The following is a 17,235-nucleotide window of genomic DNA, read 5'->3' as shown; positions in this document are numbered from 1 at the left end:
CGATGTCGGAAACAGAGAACAGAAGGGTATTGATTGTAGATGACGATGACAACATGCGTGAGGCTCTGCGGGAGACCGTAGCCCGTATGGGTGTGCAGACAGATACCGCCGAAAATGGGCGTGACGGCTTCCAGAAGGCATCCCGCATCCCCTATGACCTTATCATCAGCGATATGCGAATGCCCGAGATAGACGGGCTTTCAATGTTCAATATGATCAAATCCTCCGGTCTTGAGACTCCGGTATGCTTCATAACAGCCTACGGAACCGTGGGCAACGCTGTAGATGCACTTAAGCTCGGAGCCTTCGACTATATACTTAAACCTTTCTCGCCGGAGGTTATCGAGGAACTTGTCCGCAGAACCTTTGAGCTGAACGAGAAAACCGGTCCCAAGGGGAGGAAGAAGAACCGTGCCGTATTCCGAAGCGCCTTCATGGCGAGGCTTTTTGCTTTGGCGAAGGATGTGGCGGAGAGCGAGGCTACTGTGCTCATAACCGGTGAATCCGGTACGGGTAAAGAGGTTTTCGCCCGTTTTATCCATGAAAACAGCCGCAGAGCCGGCGGAGCGTTTGTTGCGGTGAACTGTGCAGCTATCCCGGAGAATCTCATGGAGAGTGAGCTTTTCGGTTATGAGAAGGGGGCGTTCACCGGTGCTGTGAACCGGAAGCCTGGAAAGTTTGAGCTGGCCGAAGGGGGAACCATACTCCTTGATGAGATAGGGGAGGTTCCCATGCACCTGCAGGCGAAGCTCCTTCGTGTTCTACAGGAGCGTGAGGTGGAACGTCTCGGCTCCACAAGACCCGTTAAGATCGATGTCCGTATTCTCGCCACCACCAACCGTGAGCTTAAGAAGGAGGTGGAGGAGGGGAACTTCCGTGAGGATCTCTACTACCGCCTGAATGTTATCAGTATTGAGCTCCCCCCTTTGAGGGATCGCAGGGAGGATGTTCAGGAACTGGCCGAGTTCTTTGTGGAGAAGTACGCTGAGATCAACCGCAAAGGGAAATGCAGTCTCGGCGAGAAGGCGCTTAAGGCGCTCATAGATTACGAGTGGCCCGGCAACGTACGTGAACTGGAGCACACCATAGAGCGTGCCGTTGTCCTCTGCCGTGAGAATATCATAACCGAGCGTGACCTTTTCCTCCACGGCATCACCGTTAAGCAGTTTTTACTGGAGGGGGACGACTATGTGCCTGAGGCTCCGGCGGCAAAGAGCGGCGAAAGCGGCGGCGACTATTCCCCCCCTCAGGAACAGCCTAATGGTGAAGAGGAGCCCCGTAACGGATCTGGGCTTAATGTTGGGAGCACCATCGCCGAGATGGAGCGGGAGCTTATCCTCAAAACCCTCGAGGATGTAGGGGGCAATCGCACAAAAGCCGCCGAAATCCTCGGTATCACAGTCCGCACCCTGCGGAACAAGCTCAACGAATACCGCCAGAGCGGACACTACTCAGACTGAGCATTTTTTCCCCCATCTGTTTGGCATCTCTTTTGTTATTATTCACCCAAGAATAAAGAGGTGCAGTTATGCAGGGAATCTTCAACGCAATCCACACAGACTCAATCGGCTATGCCATGGACACCGCATCCGCCAAGAACGGCGTGATAGCGGAGAATATAGCCAATGTGGACACACCCGGCTATAAGGCGGGTAAGCTTGAGTTTGGAGAGGCTATGGCCGAATATATGGGTGAAGGGAAAAAATTGCCCTTATCCAGAACCGATGACATGCACCTCCCCCCGAAGGATGAGATTATGGACCCCTCCTCCTTCATAAGAAAGCAGAATAACCCTTCGCTCCGTAACGACGGCAACGACGTAAACCTCGATTACGAGATGAGCGAACTTGCACAGAATACCGTGCGCTATCAGGAGCTGAGCCTCCTTTCATCCCACGGGTTCACCAAAATGAAGTCTGCAATACAGGGAAGGTAGGATAGATTATGAGCTTTATGAGTATAATGGATGTTTCGGCAACCGGTCTCTCAGCCCAGAGGATAAGGATAGGTTCCATCTCCTCAAACCTCGCAAACGCCCAGACCACAAGAACCGAAGACGGCGGCCCCTACAAAAGAAAGGATGTTGTTTTCGAACAGGTTATGGAAGGGGAGCTCGCCGGCGGTGTAAGGGTGCAGAAGGTTATCGAGAGCGACAAGCCCCCGGTTCTCAAGTACGAACCGGAACACCCCGATGCAAATGAAGAGGGTTATGTGGCCTACCCCAATGTGAATCCCATTGAGGAAATGGTCAATATGCTTGAGGCGTCAAGGAGTTATGAGGCGAATACCACAGTGCTCAACACATCCAAACAGCTCGCCCTCCGTGCCCTTGAGATAGGAAGAGCCTAAGGCTTGAAATAATTATTCCGCCGTGAGCTTCCACAGGCGGGGGATGAAAAAATTACCCGCCCCGGCGTATAATTATCAGTTGTAAAATGTGCCCGGTTTACTATATATTTTCATAAGGGAGACACTTATGGCCGACATCAATAATATCAACTTCCTGCTTCCGAATAAGCTGGATGAGGGTGCGTCCAAACAGGGCAATGCGGAAAAAACTACCGACGTTGATTTCTCCGATCTGCTCAAGAACGCACTTCAGGACGTGAATAGCGCCCAGGTTGAAGCTGATGAGGCTGTGCAGAGTGTTCTCAATGGTGAGACGAACGATATCCACTCCACCATGATCGCCCTGCAGAAAGCGGATGTTTCCCTTAAACTCATGCTTGAGGTCAGGAATAAGATTCTTGAGGCCTACCAAGAGGTAATGAGAACACAACTGTAGTAATCCGGGGTTAAATGGCTTTAAATGACGTAGTTTCCCAGTTTAGGGACATTTTCAACAAACTTACACTTGTACAAAAGATCAGTATCGGCTCGGCGGCCGGAGCCGTTATCATTACCCTTGCGGCTTTACTCATTTGGGCGAACAGGCCCGTTTATAAAACCCTCTTTGCGAATATGACTGAGGACGATGCACCCGCCGTTGTGGAGAAGCTGAAGGAGAACAACGTTCCCTACAGGCTCAAGGAGGGTGGCGCCACCGTTGAGGTTCCCCAGGAGATGGTTTACGAAACGAGGCTTGAGCTTGCCCGTGAGGGTCTGCCCAAAGGTGGCGGACAGGGCTTTGAGTTGTTTGATAAATCATCCTACGGAATGACCGAGTTCCTTCAGGACGTTAACTACCAGAGGGCTCTGCAGGGTGAACTTTCCCGAACCATATCAAGCCTGAACGAGATCGAAGAAGCTAGGGTGCACCTTACAATCCCCAAGAACAAGCTCTTCATATCCGAGGATGAATCCGCCAAGGCCGCTGTTGTGCTCAAGCTCGCTGGTAGCAGGCTGGGTCAGGAGCAGGTTAAGGCTATCGCATCCCTCGTTGCAGGTTCTGTGAAGGGGCTTGTTAATGAGAACGTTCAGATCGTAGACACCAACGGACGTCTTTTGAGCGACTTCCTTGACACCGAAGACTCTCCGCTGATGCTCACCCAGACCCAGCTCGAATACCAGAAGAAGATTGAACGCTCCCTAGAGCTTAAGCTTAACGATATACTCGGCAGAACAGTGGGAAGCGGTAATGCCGTTGCCCGGGTTACTGCGGAGATAGATTTCTCTAAAAGGGAATCCACCACTGAGGAGTTCGACCCCAACCCTGTTCTGCGCTCCCAGCAGTCCCTCTCTGTCACAAGCACAAACTCCCCTCAGACACCCCAGGGGGTTCCCGGTGTGGAATCTAATCTGGCTGAGCCTGAGGTACTGAACAACGATGCTAACTCCGAGTATGAAAAAGCGGAGGAGACCCAGAACTTCGAGGTGGGCAAGAAGGTCACGAGGGAACAGAAGGCCTATGGAACCATCAAGCGCATCTCCGTGGCAGTTGTTGTGGATGATAAGAAGGTCACCCGTACCGAGGGCGAGAATGAGATAGTAGAGACCCAGCCCCGCGGTGAAGAAGAGCTTGCCGCCATACGCAACCTTGTGGCTATGGCAGTGGGCTACAACAGCAACAGAGGGGATCAGGTGGAGGTCTCCAACATATCCTTCGATACGACGGCAGAGAGCCAGGAGCAGGTTCTGCTCAAGCGTGAGAAAACCATGGAGCTTATCAGTACGGCATCGAAATACGCCGTTGCCGTTATTATCCTTATCCTCTTCTATTTCCTCGTTATCCGCAGGATTCTCAAGAAGATGGACAAAACCGTCGTATACCATGAGGATGGCACGGTTACCGTTGCCTCCGGCGGCCATTACGACGAAGGGGGGCTTGACGTTACCGTGAAGGATGAATCAGGATTTCCCAAAACGCTCGAAGAGCTTGAGCGTGAGGTTGAACAGGAGCTTGACGAAAGCGCACCTATGGATGTAGAGACAGTTAAAACAAAAGTTATGGTTAAGAAGATAGAAGAATTCTGCGAGGAAGACCCCGAAGGGGCTGCTAATATTATTAAAACCATGCTTAAGGGCGGTTAAGAGTGAGTATTGGAACACCCCAGGGAATAAAAAGAGCGGCCACGGTTATGATCGCACTCGGAGAGGAATCCTCTTCGAGACTTTTTGCCTTTCTGGACGACGATGAGGTGCAGGAGCTTTCCAAAGAGATAGCAATGACCAAGGTTGTCCCTCCGGAGGAGATGGACGAGGCGATTGAGGACTTCTACAACATGATCCTCGCCAAGAAGTTCATAGCAAAGGGTGGTATCGAATACGCCAAGTCTGTCCTTGTTAAATCCCTCGGACCCGAACGAGCCAGAAAGATCATCGACAGGCTCACAAAGATGCTCGAGCAGTCGAGCGGCTTTGAGTTCCTTACGAAGATCGACCCCAAGCAGCTCGCCAAGTTTATCCAGACCGAGCACCCCCAGACCATCGCCCTTATCCTCGCCCATCTGGATGCGAGCCATGCGGCGGAATCCCTCGCCCAGCTTCCCGAGGAGATGAAGGCGGAGATAACTCTGAGAATCGCAAACCTGCAGGATATATCCCCCTCCGTTGTTAAGACCCTTTCCAGGGTGCTTGAGGAGCGTTTTGAATCCCTTAGCTCATACAACGTAGAGGTGGGTGGTGTTAAGTCCGTTGCGGAGATCTTCAACCGTATGGATAGAAGCACAAGCAAGGTAACACTCGAAAAGCTTGAGAAGGAAGCTCCCGAGCTCGTAGCGGCCATCAGGGATATGATGTTCGTATTCGATGATATCAAGGAGCTTAACGATATCGCCATACAGGAAATCCTCAAAAAAGCCGATAAAAAGGTGCTCACCCTCGCCCTTAAGGGTGCGGATGATGAAACCAAGGAGCGTTTCTTCCGAAACATGTCAAAGCGTGCCGTTGAGACAATGAAGGAGGAGATGGACTATATGGGCCCCATCAAGCTCAAAGAGGTGGAGAAGGCGCAGCATGAGATCGTCGCCATCGTCCGTGAGCTTGACGAAGAGGGGGTTATCAACATCGGCGGCGGAGAAGAGGATCAGTACGTATAAGCTCTTTGAGCGTTCCCCTTATCCCTGTCGTTTAATCGTGAAAGCCTATGTCTAAAAAGAAGATCTATAAATCCGAAGACAAAAAATTCCGTTATCTTGAGATAGAGAACTACGGCGATGTGGAGCGTGGTGAAAAACGCTACGAGCTGGAGACGTTCGGAACCGGAGGGTATTCCGCCGGTGAGGATACGTTCAGCCTCAACAGTTTTGATGATGAGGTTGCCAAAGGAGCCTCCACCGTCATAGGAGGCACCGGTCAGGATTCAGTGCGTGAACGGATAATGGAGCTTGAGAAGCAGAAGCTGGAAGAGGAGAAAGCGGAGGCTGAGCAGAAGCAGAACGCACCGAAGAAGCCCCAGAGTGATGACGGCTTTAAGCCGATGGTGGAGGAGGGCTCGGAGGGCGAGGAGCCCGAAGAAGAGGAGAAGCCCGCCATGGATGAGGAGGAGCTTAAGAAACTCCTTGAAGCGGAATACAAAAAGGGCTTCGATGAGGGGCACCGTAAGGGTTACGATGAGGCCTCCGGCAGTGCCCAGCGTGAATATGAGAAGCAGAAGAAGGACTATATAGATATGCTGAAATCCTGCTACAGCGAGGTTGGCGAACAGGCCAAGGTTTTCGCCGATGCCGTTGAGGAGCTGGATTCGGTTCTTCCCGATATGATAGTGGGCTTCGTTAAGGAGCTTATCGGCTTTGAGCGTAAGGCGAACGATAAACTGGCTGTATCTGTCATAAGGAAAACCCTTGATAAGCTGAGCGATCTTGAGAACGTGGTTTTCAAAGTCAACCCGGAGGATCTTGAAGCGGTGCGCTCAGAGCTCCCCGCCTTTGATTCAGAGGCTGACCCCTCTGTGGAGCAGGGTGGGGTGCGTATATCAACAAATATTGGCGAGATGGACTATACCATAGAGACCATGCTCGAAAACTTCGAAAAGCGGATATATGAAGAACTTAACTCGTCTGAACAGGATCAGTAAATCCGAAGATGTGATTATCTCCGGCAAGGTAACAAAGATTGTCGGACTCACCATAGAAGCGAGCGGACCCCTCCTCGGTATCGGCACGAGATGCGCCATCGAGGGAACGGGGGGGACCGTTCTTGCGGAGATCATCGGTTTCCGTGACGATCGTGTACTACTCATGCCCTACGGCGAAAGCGAGGGTATCGCACCGGGGAGCCGTGTTTACAACACCGCCTCCGGCAACACCGTAAAGGTATCCGAAAACATGCTGGGTCGCATTCTGGACGGCCTCGGCAACCCCATCGACGGTAAAGGTCCTATCCGTGACTATGAACTAGTAAACGTCTACAACACACCACCACAGCCGCTGGACAGGGAGATCATCAAGGATGTAATATCCTCTGGGATCAAGTCCATCGATTCCCTTATAACCATGGGGAGCGGCCAGAGGGTGGGGATCTTCGCAGGTTCCGGTGTGGGTAAATCAGTGCTTCTCGGCATGATCGCAAGGAACACCGAAGCGGATGTGAACGTCATAGCCCTAATCGGAGAGCGTGGCAGAGAGGTTCGGGAGTTCGTGGAGCGTGACCTTGGAGAGGAGGGGCTCAAGCGCAGCGTGGTTATCGTGGCCACCAGTGACCAGTCCGCCCTTGTCAGAAAGCTGGGAGCCTTCGCCGCCACAGCCGTTGCGGAATATTTCCGTGATAAGGGGCAGAACGTTATGTTCATGATGGACTCTGTAACACGATTTGCCATGGCCCAAAGGGAGATAGGCCTCACAGTGGGGGAACCCCCCGCCTCGAAAGGTTATACCCCCTCCGTCTTTGCACTCCTGCCGAAGCTCCTTGAGCGGGCGGGTACTAAGAAGGGGAAGGGTGCTGTAACGGGGCTCTATACTGTCCTTGTCGAGGGGGACGATATGAACGATCCCATCGCAGACTCCGTACGTTCCATTATCGACGGCCACGTTGTTCTGGACAGGGATCTCGCCGCAAAGAACCACTACCCTGCGGTGGATGTGCTCCGCAGTGCCAGCCGACTCATGAAAGAGGTTATCCCCGATGAGGATTTCGCCAGAGCGGGGAGGTTCCGTGACCTGCTCTCATCCTATCGTGAGGCGGAGGATCTCATCAACATCGGTGCATACGTTAAGGGGAGCAACCCGAAGATCGATGAGGCGATAGCCAAGATCGACAAGATCAATAACTTTCTCCGTCAGGGGATGAATGAATCATATAAATACGAAGATACCCGCAACATCCTGAACTCCATAGTGGCGGAGTAATATGAAAAGGGAATTCAAGCTCCAGAAGGTTCTGGAACACAGGGAGAGGATAGTTGACCTTGAAAAAAGCAAGCTCTCCGAACTGCGGGCGAAACAGCGGAGTGTTCAGGAACAGCTTGAGGGTATGAACCGCACCATTCTTGAGAAGATGTCGGAGCTGGAGGGTGTAAAGCAGAGGGGGGAGTTCCCCTTCATAAAGATGTACGATGATTTCCTTCGCAAGCTTCAGTACCATAGGCGGAATCTGGAAAGAACGCTCAGGGATGCTGAACGTGCCGTGGAGAAGCAGAAGGCTAAGGTTGTTCAGTCGATGAACGATCATAAAGTTATGCTGAAACTGAAGGAAAAACATGATAAAGAATACATCGACTACCTTAATAAAGAGGAGATGAAGATGATAGATGACCTTATGGTCAGCAGGCAGAGGATGAACGATGAGTAGGCTGGTTTTATTGTTTGCCCTTTTGCTCGCATCGATAAATGTTTATGCCGCAGACCCCCAGAGTATCGTTGATATACAGGCTCTCGCCAACAAGCTGGAGCAGAGGGAGATGGAGCTTAACCAGCGTGCGGCAAAGCTCGATGAGAAGGAGAAACGGCTCAGAGCCCTTGAGGAGGAGCTTCTCAATAAAGAGAACGAGCTTAATAAGATAAAGCAGACAGTTACAAGCCGCCTTGAGGATATCAAGAAGGTTGAGGATGAGAATCTGGACACACTGGCAAAGGTTTACGCTTCCACAAAGGCGAAATCCGCCGCCGCCATCATATCCAATATGGAGCTTGATAAGTCCGTTCAGCTTATGATCCGCATCCAGCCTCTTTTTGCCGGTAAGATCATGTCCGAGCTGGGCAAGCAGGCCCCGCAGTATGCCTCTAAGCTTAGTGAAAGGCTTGCTCCGGAGAAACTCCAGCTGATTGACAGCCAGGAGCAGTAGACTGCATGTACCCTGCGATTACAGACCCTAATATTGACCGCTTCCTTGCCTCTTTTCATAGGGGAAAGCTCAAGGATATCCACGATTACGCCGAAAAGCACGGTGTTCCATCCGTTGAACCGGAGGTCGGTGAGCTGCTTTGCATACTCTCCAAGCTGTCCGGTGCAGAGCGGATACTGGATCTCGGCTGCGGAATAGGCGCATCCACAAACTATCTTTACCGGGGCTCACCCGGAGCCAGAATCACCGGAATAGACTTCAACTGCAACCGTGTAACCGTTGCAAAGGCGCTCTCCACAGAGCTTGGGAGCGATATAGAGTTCTTCTGCATGTCCGCCCCCGAGTATCTGGAACAGAACGGAGAGACTTTCGACCTTGTCTTTGTAGACACCGTTAAAAGGAAGTACAGCCACATCTGGAACCTTATTAAGAAGCGCATAAACCCCGGGGGGATTGTTATCTTTGATGATGTCCTCCTGTTCGGCTATCCAGCCATGGAGAGATCGGAGATCCCTGAGAAATACCGTCAGGGGTGCGACGAACTTATACAGTTCCTAGAAGAAGTTAAAACAGAAAAGCCGGAGGATTCAACCATACTCCCCATCGCCTCCGGTGTAATGCTGATACAGTTTTAGGTGAATATATGACAGAACTTCTGAGCCCCGCCGGCAATTTCGAAAAGATGGACTACGCCATCCGCTATGGTGCCGATGCTGTTTACCTCGCAGGTGAGGGCTTCGGTCTTCGTGCCAAGGCTGGGAACTTCGATAACCATAAGCTTGAGGAGGCGCTCAGGTATCTCCAGCGGCAGGGGAAGCGGGGATACGTTACCGTTAATGCCTACCTCCGCACCGAAGAGTTTGATGATCTGCGCAAGTATCTTGGGGAGCTGGAAGATCTTGCACCGGATGCCCTCATCGTATCGGATCCCGGAGTCTTTGCGGAGATACGGAGGATGGGCCTGAAGACGCCTGTTCATATAAGCACCCAGGCGAATGTTACCAACCTTTCCGCTGTGAACTTCTGGGCGGATATGGGTGCGGAGCGGGTTATTCTCGCACGTGAACTGGATCGTGACGAGCTTAAGAGGATCGCCGCCGGAGCAAAGGCTGAGATCGAGGTCTTCGTCCACGGTGCAATGTGCATATCGATGTCGGGCAGATGCCTGATGAGTAATTATATGACGGGGCGTGATGCCAATGCAGGGCTTTGTACCCATCCATGCCGTTGGAAATTTGCCCTCATGGAGGAGCAGAGACCGGGGGAGTACTTCCCCGTAGAGGAGGATGAGAGGGGTACATACTTCTTCAACTCCAAGGATCTGTGCCTTATCGACTACATCGGCGATCTCGTCTCCATGGGTATAAAGAGCCTCAAGATCGAGGGTCGGATGAAGAGCGTTATGTATGCGGCTGTGACAACCGGCGTGTATCGACAGGCTCTGGACAAAGCTTTGGAGGACCCTTACAACTATGTTGCGGATCCGGGTTGGCTCGACATGCTCAAGAGCGTCAGCCACAGGGACTACACCCAGGGATTTTACAACGGTTATGCGGATATGGAATCGATGAACTACGGAAGCTCCAACTATATACAGGAGTGCGACTTTCTAGGCTCGGTGGACGAAAAGGGGCTTATCCATGCCAGAAACCGTTTCGAGAGAGGGGAGGAGCTTGAAATCGTTTCGCCGGATATGTCCATACGCAACGCCTTTATTGAGGAACTCATGGAGAATGGCGACACCCCGATGGAGGCCGCAAGACCGAACTACCGCTACACCATCGGCGAGGAGCTCAAAGAGGGGAGTATTCTAAGAAGATGCAGGAGATAGAGAATAGATACCATGAGCTTGTTGAGAAGCTTAACCGCCACAACAAGCTTTACTACATAGAAAATGCGCCCGAAATATCCGATGAAGAGTACGACACGCTCTATAAGGAGCTTGAGAGAATAGAGGTGGAGCACCCTGGGCTGAAGGTGGATTATTCCCCCACCCAGCGTGTGGGAGCGGGGGAGGTGGATTCCATTGATACCGTAACCCACGAGGTTAAGATGCTCTCCCTGGACAACACATATAATGAAGAGGAGCTTCGCTCCTTCCTCCTGGGGGTTATAGATGCCGTGGGGCATAACGTCTCCTTCACCGTGGAGCCAAAGATAGACGGCGCATCTGTAAGCCTTACCTATGAAAACGGAAAGCTTGTTCGAGGCGCCACAAGGGGTGATGGAAGCGTAGGGGAGGAGATAACCCATAACGTACGTACTATCCCCTCAATCCCCCTTACTATAGATGATGAACGCAGGCTTGTGGTTCGTGGGGAGGTCTTTATGCCGGTTAATTCCTTTGAATCGCTCAACGAAGAGCGGGAGAGGAATGAGCAGGCACTCTTTGCAAACCCGAGAAATGCCGCCGCAGGGAGCTTGAAACTTAAGGACTCCACCGAAGCGGCAAAACGCAAGCTTGACATGTTCACCTTCGGCCTTGATGTCGGCAGGGGGGATGACCACCACAGCGACCTTAAATATCTTAAAGAACTGGGCTTTAATGTCAATAAACGGCTCACCCTCTGTAAGGAGATAGATGAGGTTATAGACGCTGTTATCGCCATTGAGAATGAGAGGGACTCCCTCGACTACGAGATAGACGGTGCCGTGGTGAAGGTGAACGAATACCACATACAGGAAGAGCTGGGGCAGACTATAAAGGCCCCGAAATGGGCGAAGGCGTATAAATACCCCGCCGAAAGGGTGAAGACGAGGCTGGAGGATGTGCAGTTTCAAGTCGGGCGTATGGGAACCGTAACACCCGTGGCCTATCTTGAGCCTGTAAAGGTCAGCGGAAGCACCGTATCCCGTGCAACCCTACACAACGCCGATGAGATAGAGCGTCTTGGTGTCCGGGTGGGGGATATCGTTGCCCTTGAGAAGGGTGGGGATGTTATCCCCAAGATCATCAGGGTTTACGAGGATGAACGTAAAGGGGATGAGAGGGGGATTGTTTTTCCCGAGGAATGCCCCTCCTGCTCAAGCAGGCTGGTTAGGGAGAGCGCATACTATAAGTGTGTAAACCCCGAATGCCCTGCTATAGTGAGGGGTGCACTCCAGCATTTCGCCTCCAGAAACGCCATGGATATAGAGGGGCTGGGTGAAAAGCTCATAGACCGCCTGGTGGATGAGGGTATGCTCAGTACTCCGGACGATATATACCGATTGGACTATGATAAGCTTAGGGGGATGGACCGCCTAGGTGAAAAATCGGTGGAAAACCTAGCCGATGCCATTGAGAAAAGCAAAGAGAAACCTTTTTCCAAGGTGCTTTACGGTATAGGCATTCCTTCGGTCGGGATCAAAACTGCCGAGGTTCTGGCGGAGGAGTTCGGCAGTATCGATGCGCTTATGGATGCCGATCTGCAGAGCCTTGAAAGGGTGCATTCCATCGGAACCCTCGTTGCCGAGGATATTGTTAAAACCCTATCAGAGAGCAGGGTGCAGAGGCTCATCGAAGGACTTAAGGATGCAGGGCTGAAGTTCAGTGCCGAGAAGAAGCAAACCGGAAGCACCCTTGAGGGGCTGAAATTCCTCTTCACCGGAAAGCTATCCAAGAGCCGCAAGGATTATGAGGATAGCGTAAAGGCTGAGGGTGGACGCATCATCAGCTCCGTGAGCAAGAATCTGGACTACCTCGTTGTGGGTGAGGATGCTGGAAGTAAGCTTGAAAAGGCTCAAAAACTCGGTGTAAAAACAATAAACGAAGATGAATTTAATAAATTGCTCCAGGGAGATTAGAACGTGAAGAGGATATATATCGTATCTGACGGAACGGGTCAGAGTGCGATGAACATAATGAGGGCGGCGCTTTTGCAGTTTGACGAACCCGATGTGAAGTTCACCATATACTCCAATGTGGACTCCATCGATAAGCTTAAGGTTATCCTTGAGCATGCCAAACTGGACAACGGTTTTGTCGCCTTCACCACCGTTATGGCGGAGTTCCGCAAGACGATCCACGAATTCTGTCACGAGAATGAGATACTCCACTTCGATATTCTGGGCCCCCCCATTAATAAACTTAAAACCTTCCTTGAGAAGACCCCGAGCGAAAGCCCCGGTCGTCTCAGAAAGGTGGATGAGAAATACTTCCGCCGTATCGATGCCCTCGAGTACACCCTCAGCCACGATGACGGCAAGATAACCACAGGGCTCGACGAGGCGGATATAATAATCCTCGGTCTATCAAGGACATCAAAAACCCCCACCTCCTTCTTCCTTGCCCAGCAGGGATTCCGTGTGGTTAACATTCCCCTTGTGAAGGAGATCCCCATACCCGAAGAGGTCTTCCGGGTGGATCAGAACAAGGTTGTCTGCCTTATAATGGATCCCGAGGTTCTACAGAAGGTTCGTACGGCGAGGCTCAGGCATTACCGAACGAATAGTTCATACACCGATATGAAGAAGATCTTCGATGAGGTGGAGTTTGTATACGAGTTAATCAGAAAGAACAGAAGGTGGCATATTATTGACACAACGAATAAATCCATAGAAGAGACGGCGAGGGAGATTATCCACTCCGTCATCGGAAGGGATATCGAGCTATAGGTGTGTTTTGTAATAGTGAACAAATTAAGGTCTGATAGACCCTCTAACTGCCGGAAACGCCCCGGAGAGTGCATTAAAAAACACTTGACATACCACAGGTGTAGCGATAAACTTTCACCCAAGGCGCACCTCGGCGGTGCGTATCGCTGTTTCCCTATAAAGAAGCTCAAAAATACTCCCGAATACGGACTAGAACCTGTTTATTCTTATCCGTTATTGATCGGAGAACCGGGTTCAGGGTCTCAGCAGGTTGGAAGATGCGCTTGGGCGCGCTCTTAATTTTGTTTTCATGATAATTAATCATACGAAGTTGCGGCATGGCGCCGGATTATTTATCCGATGCTGTTAAGATGAGCGTTCTCGCATTTGGGATTTTGTTTGTACTCACACCTAGACGAAAAAACAGGAAAATCTATAACAAAAAAATACAGGTTACATCGATTGACAGCTATTACTATTTCTCTTCCATGGAGTATATCCAAAGCAATCGTTAGCCGTACATGATCTTATGAGGTGAAAAACGTGAACCTGAACGACTTGAAGAAAAAATCGATCGAGGACTTGGTTGCTATTGCAAACTCGGTTGAGATTGAGAACTCCGGAAGCCTTCTTAAGCAGGAGCTTATGTTTGAAATCCTTAAGGCAACCAGTGCCAGAAACGGCCATATCTACGGCCAGGGTGTCCTTGAGGTCCTTCCGGACGGATTCGGTTTTCTTCGCTCCACAGACTACAACTATCTCCCCGGTCCCGACGATATATACGTCTCACCCGCCCAGATACGCAAGTTCGGTCTGAGAAACGGAGATACCATAGCGGGGGAGATCAGGCCCCCCAAGGATAATGAAAAATATTTCGCACTTCTCAAGGTGGAGAAGGTGAACTTCGAGGACCCCTCTAGACAGAGGATCCTCTTCGAAAACCTCACCCCCCTCTTCCCCGAGGAGAGGCTTAGTCTCGAAGCATTCCCCACCCATTACGACACAAGGGTTATGAACCTTATATCTCCTGTCGGTAAGGGGCAGAGGGGTCTGATTGTTGCACCCCCTAAAACGGGTAAAACAATGCTTCTTAAATCCATCGCAAACAGCATCACCGAGAACCATCCCGAAGTTTACATGATAATCCTTCTTATTGATGAGCGTCCCGAAGAGGTTACGGATATGTCCCGTTCCGTTGATGGTGAGGTTATCAGCTCAACCTTCGACGAGCCCGCATACAGACACGTTCAGGTTTCCGAGATGGTTATGAACAAGGCGAAGCGTCTTGTGGAGCATGGACGTGACGTCTGCATCCTGCTGGACTCTATCACAAGGCTTGCCAGGGCGTATAACTCCATCGAACCCCCCAGTGGAAAGGTACTTTCCGGTGGTGTGGATTCTAACGCTCTGCATAAGCCGAAGCGATTCTTCGGTGCGGCGAGAAACGTGGAAGAAGGCGGCAGTCTTACCATCATCGCCACCGGCCTTGTGGAGACAGGTTCCCGTATGGACGAGGTTATCTACGAGGAATTCAAGGGTACGGGCAATATGGAGCTTCACCTCGACCGCAGGCTGGTTGAGAAGCGTATATTCCCCGCAATCGACATAAACCGCTCCGGAACCAGAAGAGAGGAACTCCTCTTCACCAAAGAGGAGCTGAACAAGGTTTGGATCCTCCGCCGCTTCCTCAGCAACATGAATACTGTGGACGCTATGGAATTCCTCCTCGACAGGATGAAGGGAACGAAGAACAATATCGGTTTCCTTGAGTCTATGAATAAGTAGGACCTGACGTATAAAATCCCCGCAACAGCCTTTATAGTAGGGCGTTGCAGTACATATTAGGGAAGCTCCCCCTTGACGAAAAAACGGCTGGGCACAATCATATAACCCGGTCGAGCTTTTTATCGAGGTTTACCTTGCATTAGCGCAGGGCTTATGATATAAACTCTTCCCTTGACTTTAGAGAGGTATCACAACTATGAAAAAAGATATTCATCCCCAGTACGAAGAAGTAACATTCAAGTGTGCCTGCGGCAATGAGATACACACCCGCTCCACAGTAGAGCAGGAGAAGGCCACCGTAGCTATATGCTCCGCATGCCACCCCTTCTTCACAGGAAAGCAGAAGTTTATCGACACTGCCGGACGTGTGGAGAAGTTCATGAGAAAATACGGCAAGCAGGCTGATAAGAAAGGCTAAGCTGGTTTTCAGTGGCAGGGTTCGAGAAGGATTCCCATGCTGATAAGCAGGCGGCATTAAACGTCCGCCTGCTTAACCGTTCGTCCGAGGGTGAGCTTATGGCGGCTCTTGCGGCGAAGCTTTGCTATTCTGATGCTGACATTGAAAATCTGTTCGAAAAGGTCTCTTCCTCCGAGCAGAAATCCTTCATAGAGAAGATTGTTAGCATCGGACACCATTCTGTTCTGGAGCATGTCTCTTTTACCTTCGGTATTGAGGGTGTATCCAGAGCGCTCACCCATCAGCTTGTACGTCACCGCATCGCAAGCTTTTCCCAGAAATCCCAGCGCTACGTTAAACACGGCGACGGTTTCCAGTTCGTTCTTCCCGATACTATCGCCGAAGATAATGAACTTACTGGTCTGTACACCGATCTTATGAAAAGGATCGGAGATGTTTACGACACCCTCGCAGAGAGAGGGGTCCCCGCCGAGGATGCACGCTATGTGCTCCCCAACGCATGCGAAACGAAGATAATCGTAACGATGAACTGCCGTGAGCTTCTGCATTTCTTCTCTGTACGATGCTGTGAAAGGGCCCAGTGGGAGATACGCAGGATGAGCGAGCTTATGCTCATAGAGTGTATCAAAGAGGCACCCTCCATCTTTAGCGGTGCCGGACCGGGATGCGTCAGGGGAAAATGCCCCGAAGGGAAGTTTACCTGCGGACGTGCATCTGAGATCAGGGAAAAATACAGGAACCTTTCTCCAGAGAAGTAGTTTCTCTTTTGTCTTTAAATATCTCCCGAAAAGTATATATTATCCTGAACCCGAAAAAACGGAGGAACAATACGGCTGTGCAGCCCATGAGCTTGCTCCTGCATTTCAGGTAAATCGAAGATTACGAGGTAGAAATAGATGGCTAAGATAGATATAGGCGGGCAGGCTGTTATTGAAGGCGTTATGATGAGAGCACCCAGCAGCCTTGTGGTAGCTGTTCGCAGGCAGGATGACAGCATCATCCTCAAGCGTGATGATATCAAGCTCGACAGAAACAAGCTCCTTAAAAAACCTGTACTCCGTGGGCTCATAGCCCTTTATGATGCCCTTATTCTTGGTATTAGGGCACTCAACTTCTCAGCATATCATTCCTCCGGTGAGGGTGAGGAACAGGTCAGCAAGTTCGGACTTTTCATAAGTATGGTGATGGGGCTCGGTCTCGGGCTTCTTCTCTTTGTTTACCTCCCACTGCAGATAACGGATCTTTTCAAGCATGTTGTCCCGGCCATTGAGACATCAAGCCTCCTATACAACGCTGTGGACGGCGTTATACGGGTGATCTTCTTTGTGCTCTACGTCTGGATCATATCATTCATGAGCGATATTAAACGGGTTTTCCAGTACCACGGCGCCGAACATATGGCGATATACACCTTCGAGAAGGGTGAGGAGCTTACGGTGGAGAACGCCCGCAAGAACCCGAGGCTCCACCCCAGATGCGGAACCAGCTTTATCATTATCGTAATGCTTGTGTGCATCTTCGTATTCTCCTTCATCCCCAACGATGCCCATTTTGTAATCAAGTTCGGTGCGAGGATCGTTTTCATCCCCCTCATCGCCGGAATATCATACGAAATACTCAAATTCAGCGGCAGACACTGCAACCACCCCCTGTTGAAGATCTTGATAACCCCCGGCCTTTGGGTACAGAAGATCACCACAAGGGAGCCCGATGACAAACAGCTTGAGGTAGCCCTCATCTCCATCAGAGCAGCCCTCGGCAAAGAGCTTCCCGAAGAGGGGATAGAGGTTGTTTGATC

Annotated in this window: 18 protein-coding genes; all 18 read left to right on the top strand. The window is 51.0% G+C overall.

The annotated features are described in order from the left end of the window. Window positions 1–2 precede the first annotated feature (2 nt). The 18 genes from K300_RS0112175 to K300_RS0112090 all read left to right on the top strand — a co-directional run bounded on the left by K300_RS0112175 (window position 3) and on the right by K300_RS0112090 (window position 17,233). The gene (locus K300_RS0112175; RefSeq protein WP_022851952.1) at window positions 3–1,460 is read left to right on the top strand and encodes a sigma-54-dependent transcriptional regulator; all 1,458 of its coding nucleotides are present in this window, start codon (window positions 3–5) and stop codon (window positions 1,458–1,460) included. A gap of 68 nt (window positions 1,461–1,528) precedes the next feature. Further along, a complete protein-coding gene (gene flgB, locus K300_RS0112170) occupies window positions 1,529–1,936 on the top strand; it encodes a flagellar basal body rod protein FlgB (RefSeq protein WP_022851951.1) in 408 nt (135 codons plus the stop codon). Between the two features lie 8 nt (window positions 1,937–1,944). Then, window positions 1,945–2,349 (top strand): flagellar basal body rod protein FlgC, encoded by a 405-nt coding sequence (gene flgC, locus K300_RS0112165; protein ID WP_022851950.1) that lies wholly within the window; start codon window positions 1,945–1,947, stop codon window positions 2,347–2,349. A gap of 127 nt (window positions 2,350–2,476) precedes the next feature. Then, on the top strand, window positions 2,477–2,785 hold the full coding sequence (gene fliE, locus K300_RS0112160; RefSeq protein ID WP_022851949.1) for a flagellar hook-basal body complex protein FliE: 309 nt from the start codon (window positions 2,477–2,479) through the stop codon (window positions 2,783–2,785). A gap of 14 nt (window positions 2,786–2,799) precedes the next feature. Beyond that, window positions 2,800–4,470 (top strand): flagellar basal-body MS-ring/collar protein FliF, encoded by a 1,671-nt coding sequence (gene fliF, locus K300_RS0112155; protein ID WP_022851948.1) that lies wholly within the window; start codon window positions 2,800–2,802, stop codon window positions 4,468–4,470. Between the two features lie 2 nt (window positions 4,471–4,472). Continuing rightward, a complete protein-coding gene (gene fliG, locus K300_RS0112150; RefSeq protein WP_022851947.1) occupies window positions 4,473–5,477 on the top strand; it encodes a flagellar motor switch protein FliG in 1,005 nt (334 codons plus the stop codon). 47 nt (window positions 5,478–5,524) lie between these two features. Further along, a complete protein-coding gene (locus K300_RS15595) occupies window positions 5,525–6,454 on the top strand; it encodes a FliH/SctL family protein (protein ID WP_022851946.1) in 930 nt (309 codons plus the stop codon). Then, a complete protein-coding gene (gene fliI / locus K300_RS0112140) occupies window positions 6,420–7,724 on the top strand; it encodes a flagellar protein export ATPase FliI (RefSeq protein WP_022851945.1) in 1,305 nt (434 codons plus the stop codon). The genes K300_RS15595 and fliI overlap by 35 nt, the downstream gene beginning before the upstream one ends. Before the next feature lies 1 nt (window position 7,725). After that, window positions 7,726–8,166 carry a flagellar export protein FliJ gene (gene fliJ / locus K300_RS0112135; RefSeq protein WP_022851944.1) on the top strand — a complete coding sequence of 147 codons (441 nt, stop codon included), beginning with the start codon at window positions 7,726–7,728 and terminating at the stop codon, window positions 8,164–8,166. Further along, a complete protein-coding gene (locus K300_RS0112130) occupies window positions 8,159–8,659 on the top strand; it encodes a MotE family protein (protein WP_022851943.1) in 501 nt (166 codons plus the stop codon). The genes fliJ and K300_RS0112130 overlap by 8 nt, the downstream gene beginning before the upstream one ends. Before the next feature lie 5 nt (window positions 8,660–8,664). Beyond that, window positions 8,665–9,294: an O-methyltransferase gene (locus tag K300_RS0112125; protein ID WP_022851942.1), complete on the top strand. Its 630-nt coding sequence runs from the start codon at window positions 8,665–8,667 to the stop codon at window positions 9,292–9,294. An 8-nt stretch (window positions 9,295–9,302) separates the two neighbouring features. Beyond that, window positions 9,303–10,490 carry a peptidase U32 family protein gene (locus K300_RS0112120; RefSeq protein ID WP_022851941.1) on the top strand — a complete coding sequence of 396 codons (1,188 nt, stop codon included), beginning with the start codon at window positions 9,303–9,305 and terminating at the stop codon, window positions 10,488–10,490. Continuing rightward, on the top strand, window positions 10,478–12,445 hold the full coding sequence (ligA, locus tag K300_RS0112115) for an NAD-dependent DNA ligase LigA (protein ID WP_022851940.1): 1,968 nt from the start codon (window positions 10,478–10,480) through the stop codon (window positions 12,443–12,445). Before K300_RS0112120 ends, ligA begins: the two co-directional genes overlap by 13 nt. A 3-nt stretch (window positions 12,446–12,448) precedes the next feature. Further along, entirely contained in the window at window positions 12,449–13,255 is an 807-nt protein-coding gene (locus tag K300_RS0112110; RefSeq protein WP_022851939.1) for a pyruvate, water dikinase regulatory protein, read from the top strand. 522 nt (window positions 13,256–13,777) lie between these two features. Continuing rightward, complete coding sequence (gene rho, locus K300_RS0112105; RefSeq protein WP_022851938.1) at window positions 13,778–15,019, top strand: transcription termination factor Rho; 1,242 nt, start codon at window positions 13,778–13,780, stop codon at window positions 15,017–15,019. Window positions 15,020–15,215: 196 nt separating this feature from the next. Then, entirely contained in the window at window positions 15,216–15,437 is a 222-nt protein-coding gene (gene rpmE, locus K300_RS0112100; protein ID WP_022851937.1) for a 50S ribosomal protein L31, read from the top strand. Between the two features lie 11 nt (window positions 15,438–15,448). Beyond that, on the top strand, window positions 15,449–16,195 hold the full coding sequence (gene thyX / locus K300_RS0112095; protein WP_022851936.1) for an FAD-dependent thymidylate synthase: 747 nt from the start codon (window positions 15,449–15,451) through the stop codon (window positions 16,193–16,195). Between the two features lie 138 nt (window positions 16,196–16,333). After that, a complete protein-coding gene (locus K300_RS0112090) occupies window positions 16,334–17,233 on the top strand; it encodes a DUF1385 domain-containing protein (RefSeq protein WP_022851935.1) in 900 nt (299 codons plus the stop codon). Window positions 17,234–17,235 lie beyond the last annotated feature (2 nt).

It is taken from the genome of Limisalsivibrio acetivorans, assembly GCF_000421105.1.
Lineage (GTDB): Bacteria > Chrysiogenota > Deferribacteres > Deferribacterales > Geovibrionaceae > Limisalsivibrio > Limisalsivibrio acetivorans.
This window is presented reverse-complemented; position numbering and strand designations above follow the sequence as displayed.

Bases quoted from the DNA above. Each gene is read 5' to 3' on its own strand.
- K300_RS0112175 (WP_022851952.1), top strand. From the start codon at position 3: ATGTCGGAAACAGAGAACAGAAGGGTATTGATTGTAGATGACGATGAC.
- flgB (WP_022851951.1), top strand. From the start codon at position 1,529: ATGCAGGGAATCTTCAACGCAATCCACACAGACTCAATCGGCTATGCC.
- flgC (WP_022851950.1), top strand. From the start codon at position 1,945: ATGAGCTTTATGAGTATAATGGATGTTTCGGCAACCGGTCTCTCAGCC.
- fliE (WP_022851949.1), top strand. From the start codon at position 2,477: ATGGCCGACATCAATAATATCAACTTCCTGCTTCCGAATAAGCTGGAT.
- fliF (WP_022851948.1), top strand. From the start codon at position 2,800: ATGGCTTTAAATGACGTAGTTTCCCAGTTTAGGGACATTTTCAACAAA.
- K300_RS15595 (WP_022851946.1), top strand. From the start codon at position 5,525: ATGTCTAAAAAGAAGATCTATAAATCCGAAGACAAAAAATTCCGTTAT.
- fliI (WP_022851945.1), top strand. From the start codon at position 6,420: ATGAAGAACTTAACTCGTCTGAACAGGATCAGTAAATCCGAAGATGTG.
- fliJ (WP_022851944.1), top strand. From the start codon at position 7,726: ATGAAAAGGGAATTCAAGCTCCAGAAGGTTCTGGAACACAGGGAGAGG.
- K300_RS0112130 (WP_022851943.1), top strand. From the start codon at position 8,159: ATGAGTAGGCTGGTTTTATTGTTTGCCCTTTTGCTCGCATCGATAAAT.
- K300_RS0112125 (WP_022851942.1), top strand. From the start codon at position 8,665: ATGTACCCTGCGATTACAGACCCTAATATTGACCGCTTCCTTGCCTCT.
- K300_RS0112120 (WP_022851941.1), top strand. From the start codon at position 9,303: ATGACAGAACTTCTGAGCCCCGCCGGCAATTTCGAAAAGATGGACTAC.
- ligA (WP_022851940.1), top strand. From the start codon at position 10,478: ATGCAGGAGATAGAGAATAGATACCATGAGCTTGTTGAGAAGCTTAAC.
- rpmE (WP_022851937.1), top strand. From the start codon at position 15,216: ATGAAAAAAGATATTCATCCCCAGTACGAAGAAGTAACATTCAAGTGT.
- K300_RS0112090 (WP_022851935.1), top strand. From the start codon at position 16,334: ATGGCTAAGATAGATATAGGCGGGCAGGCTGTTATTGAAGGCGTTATG.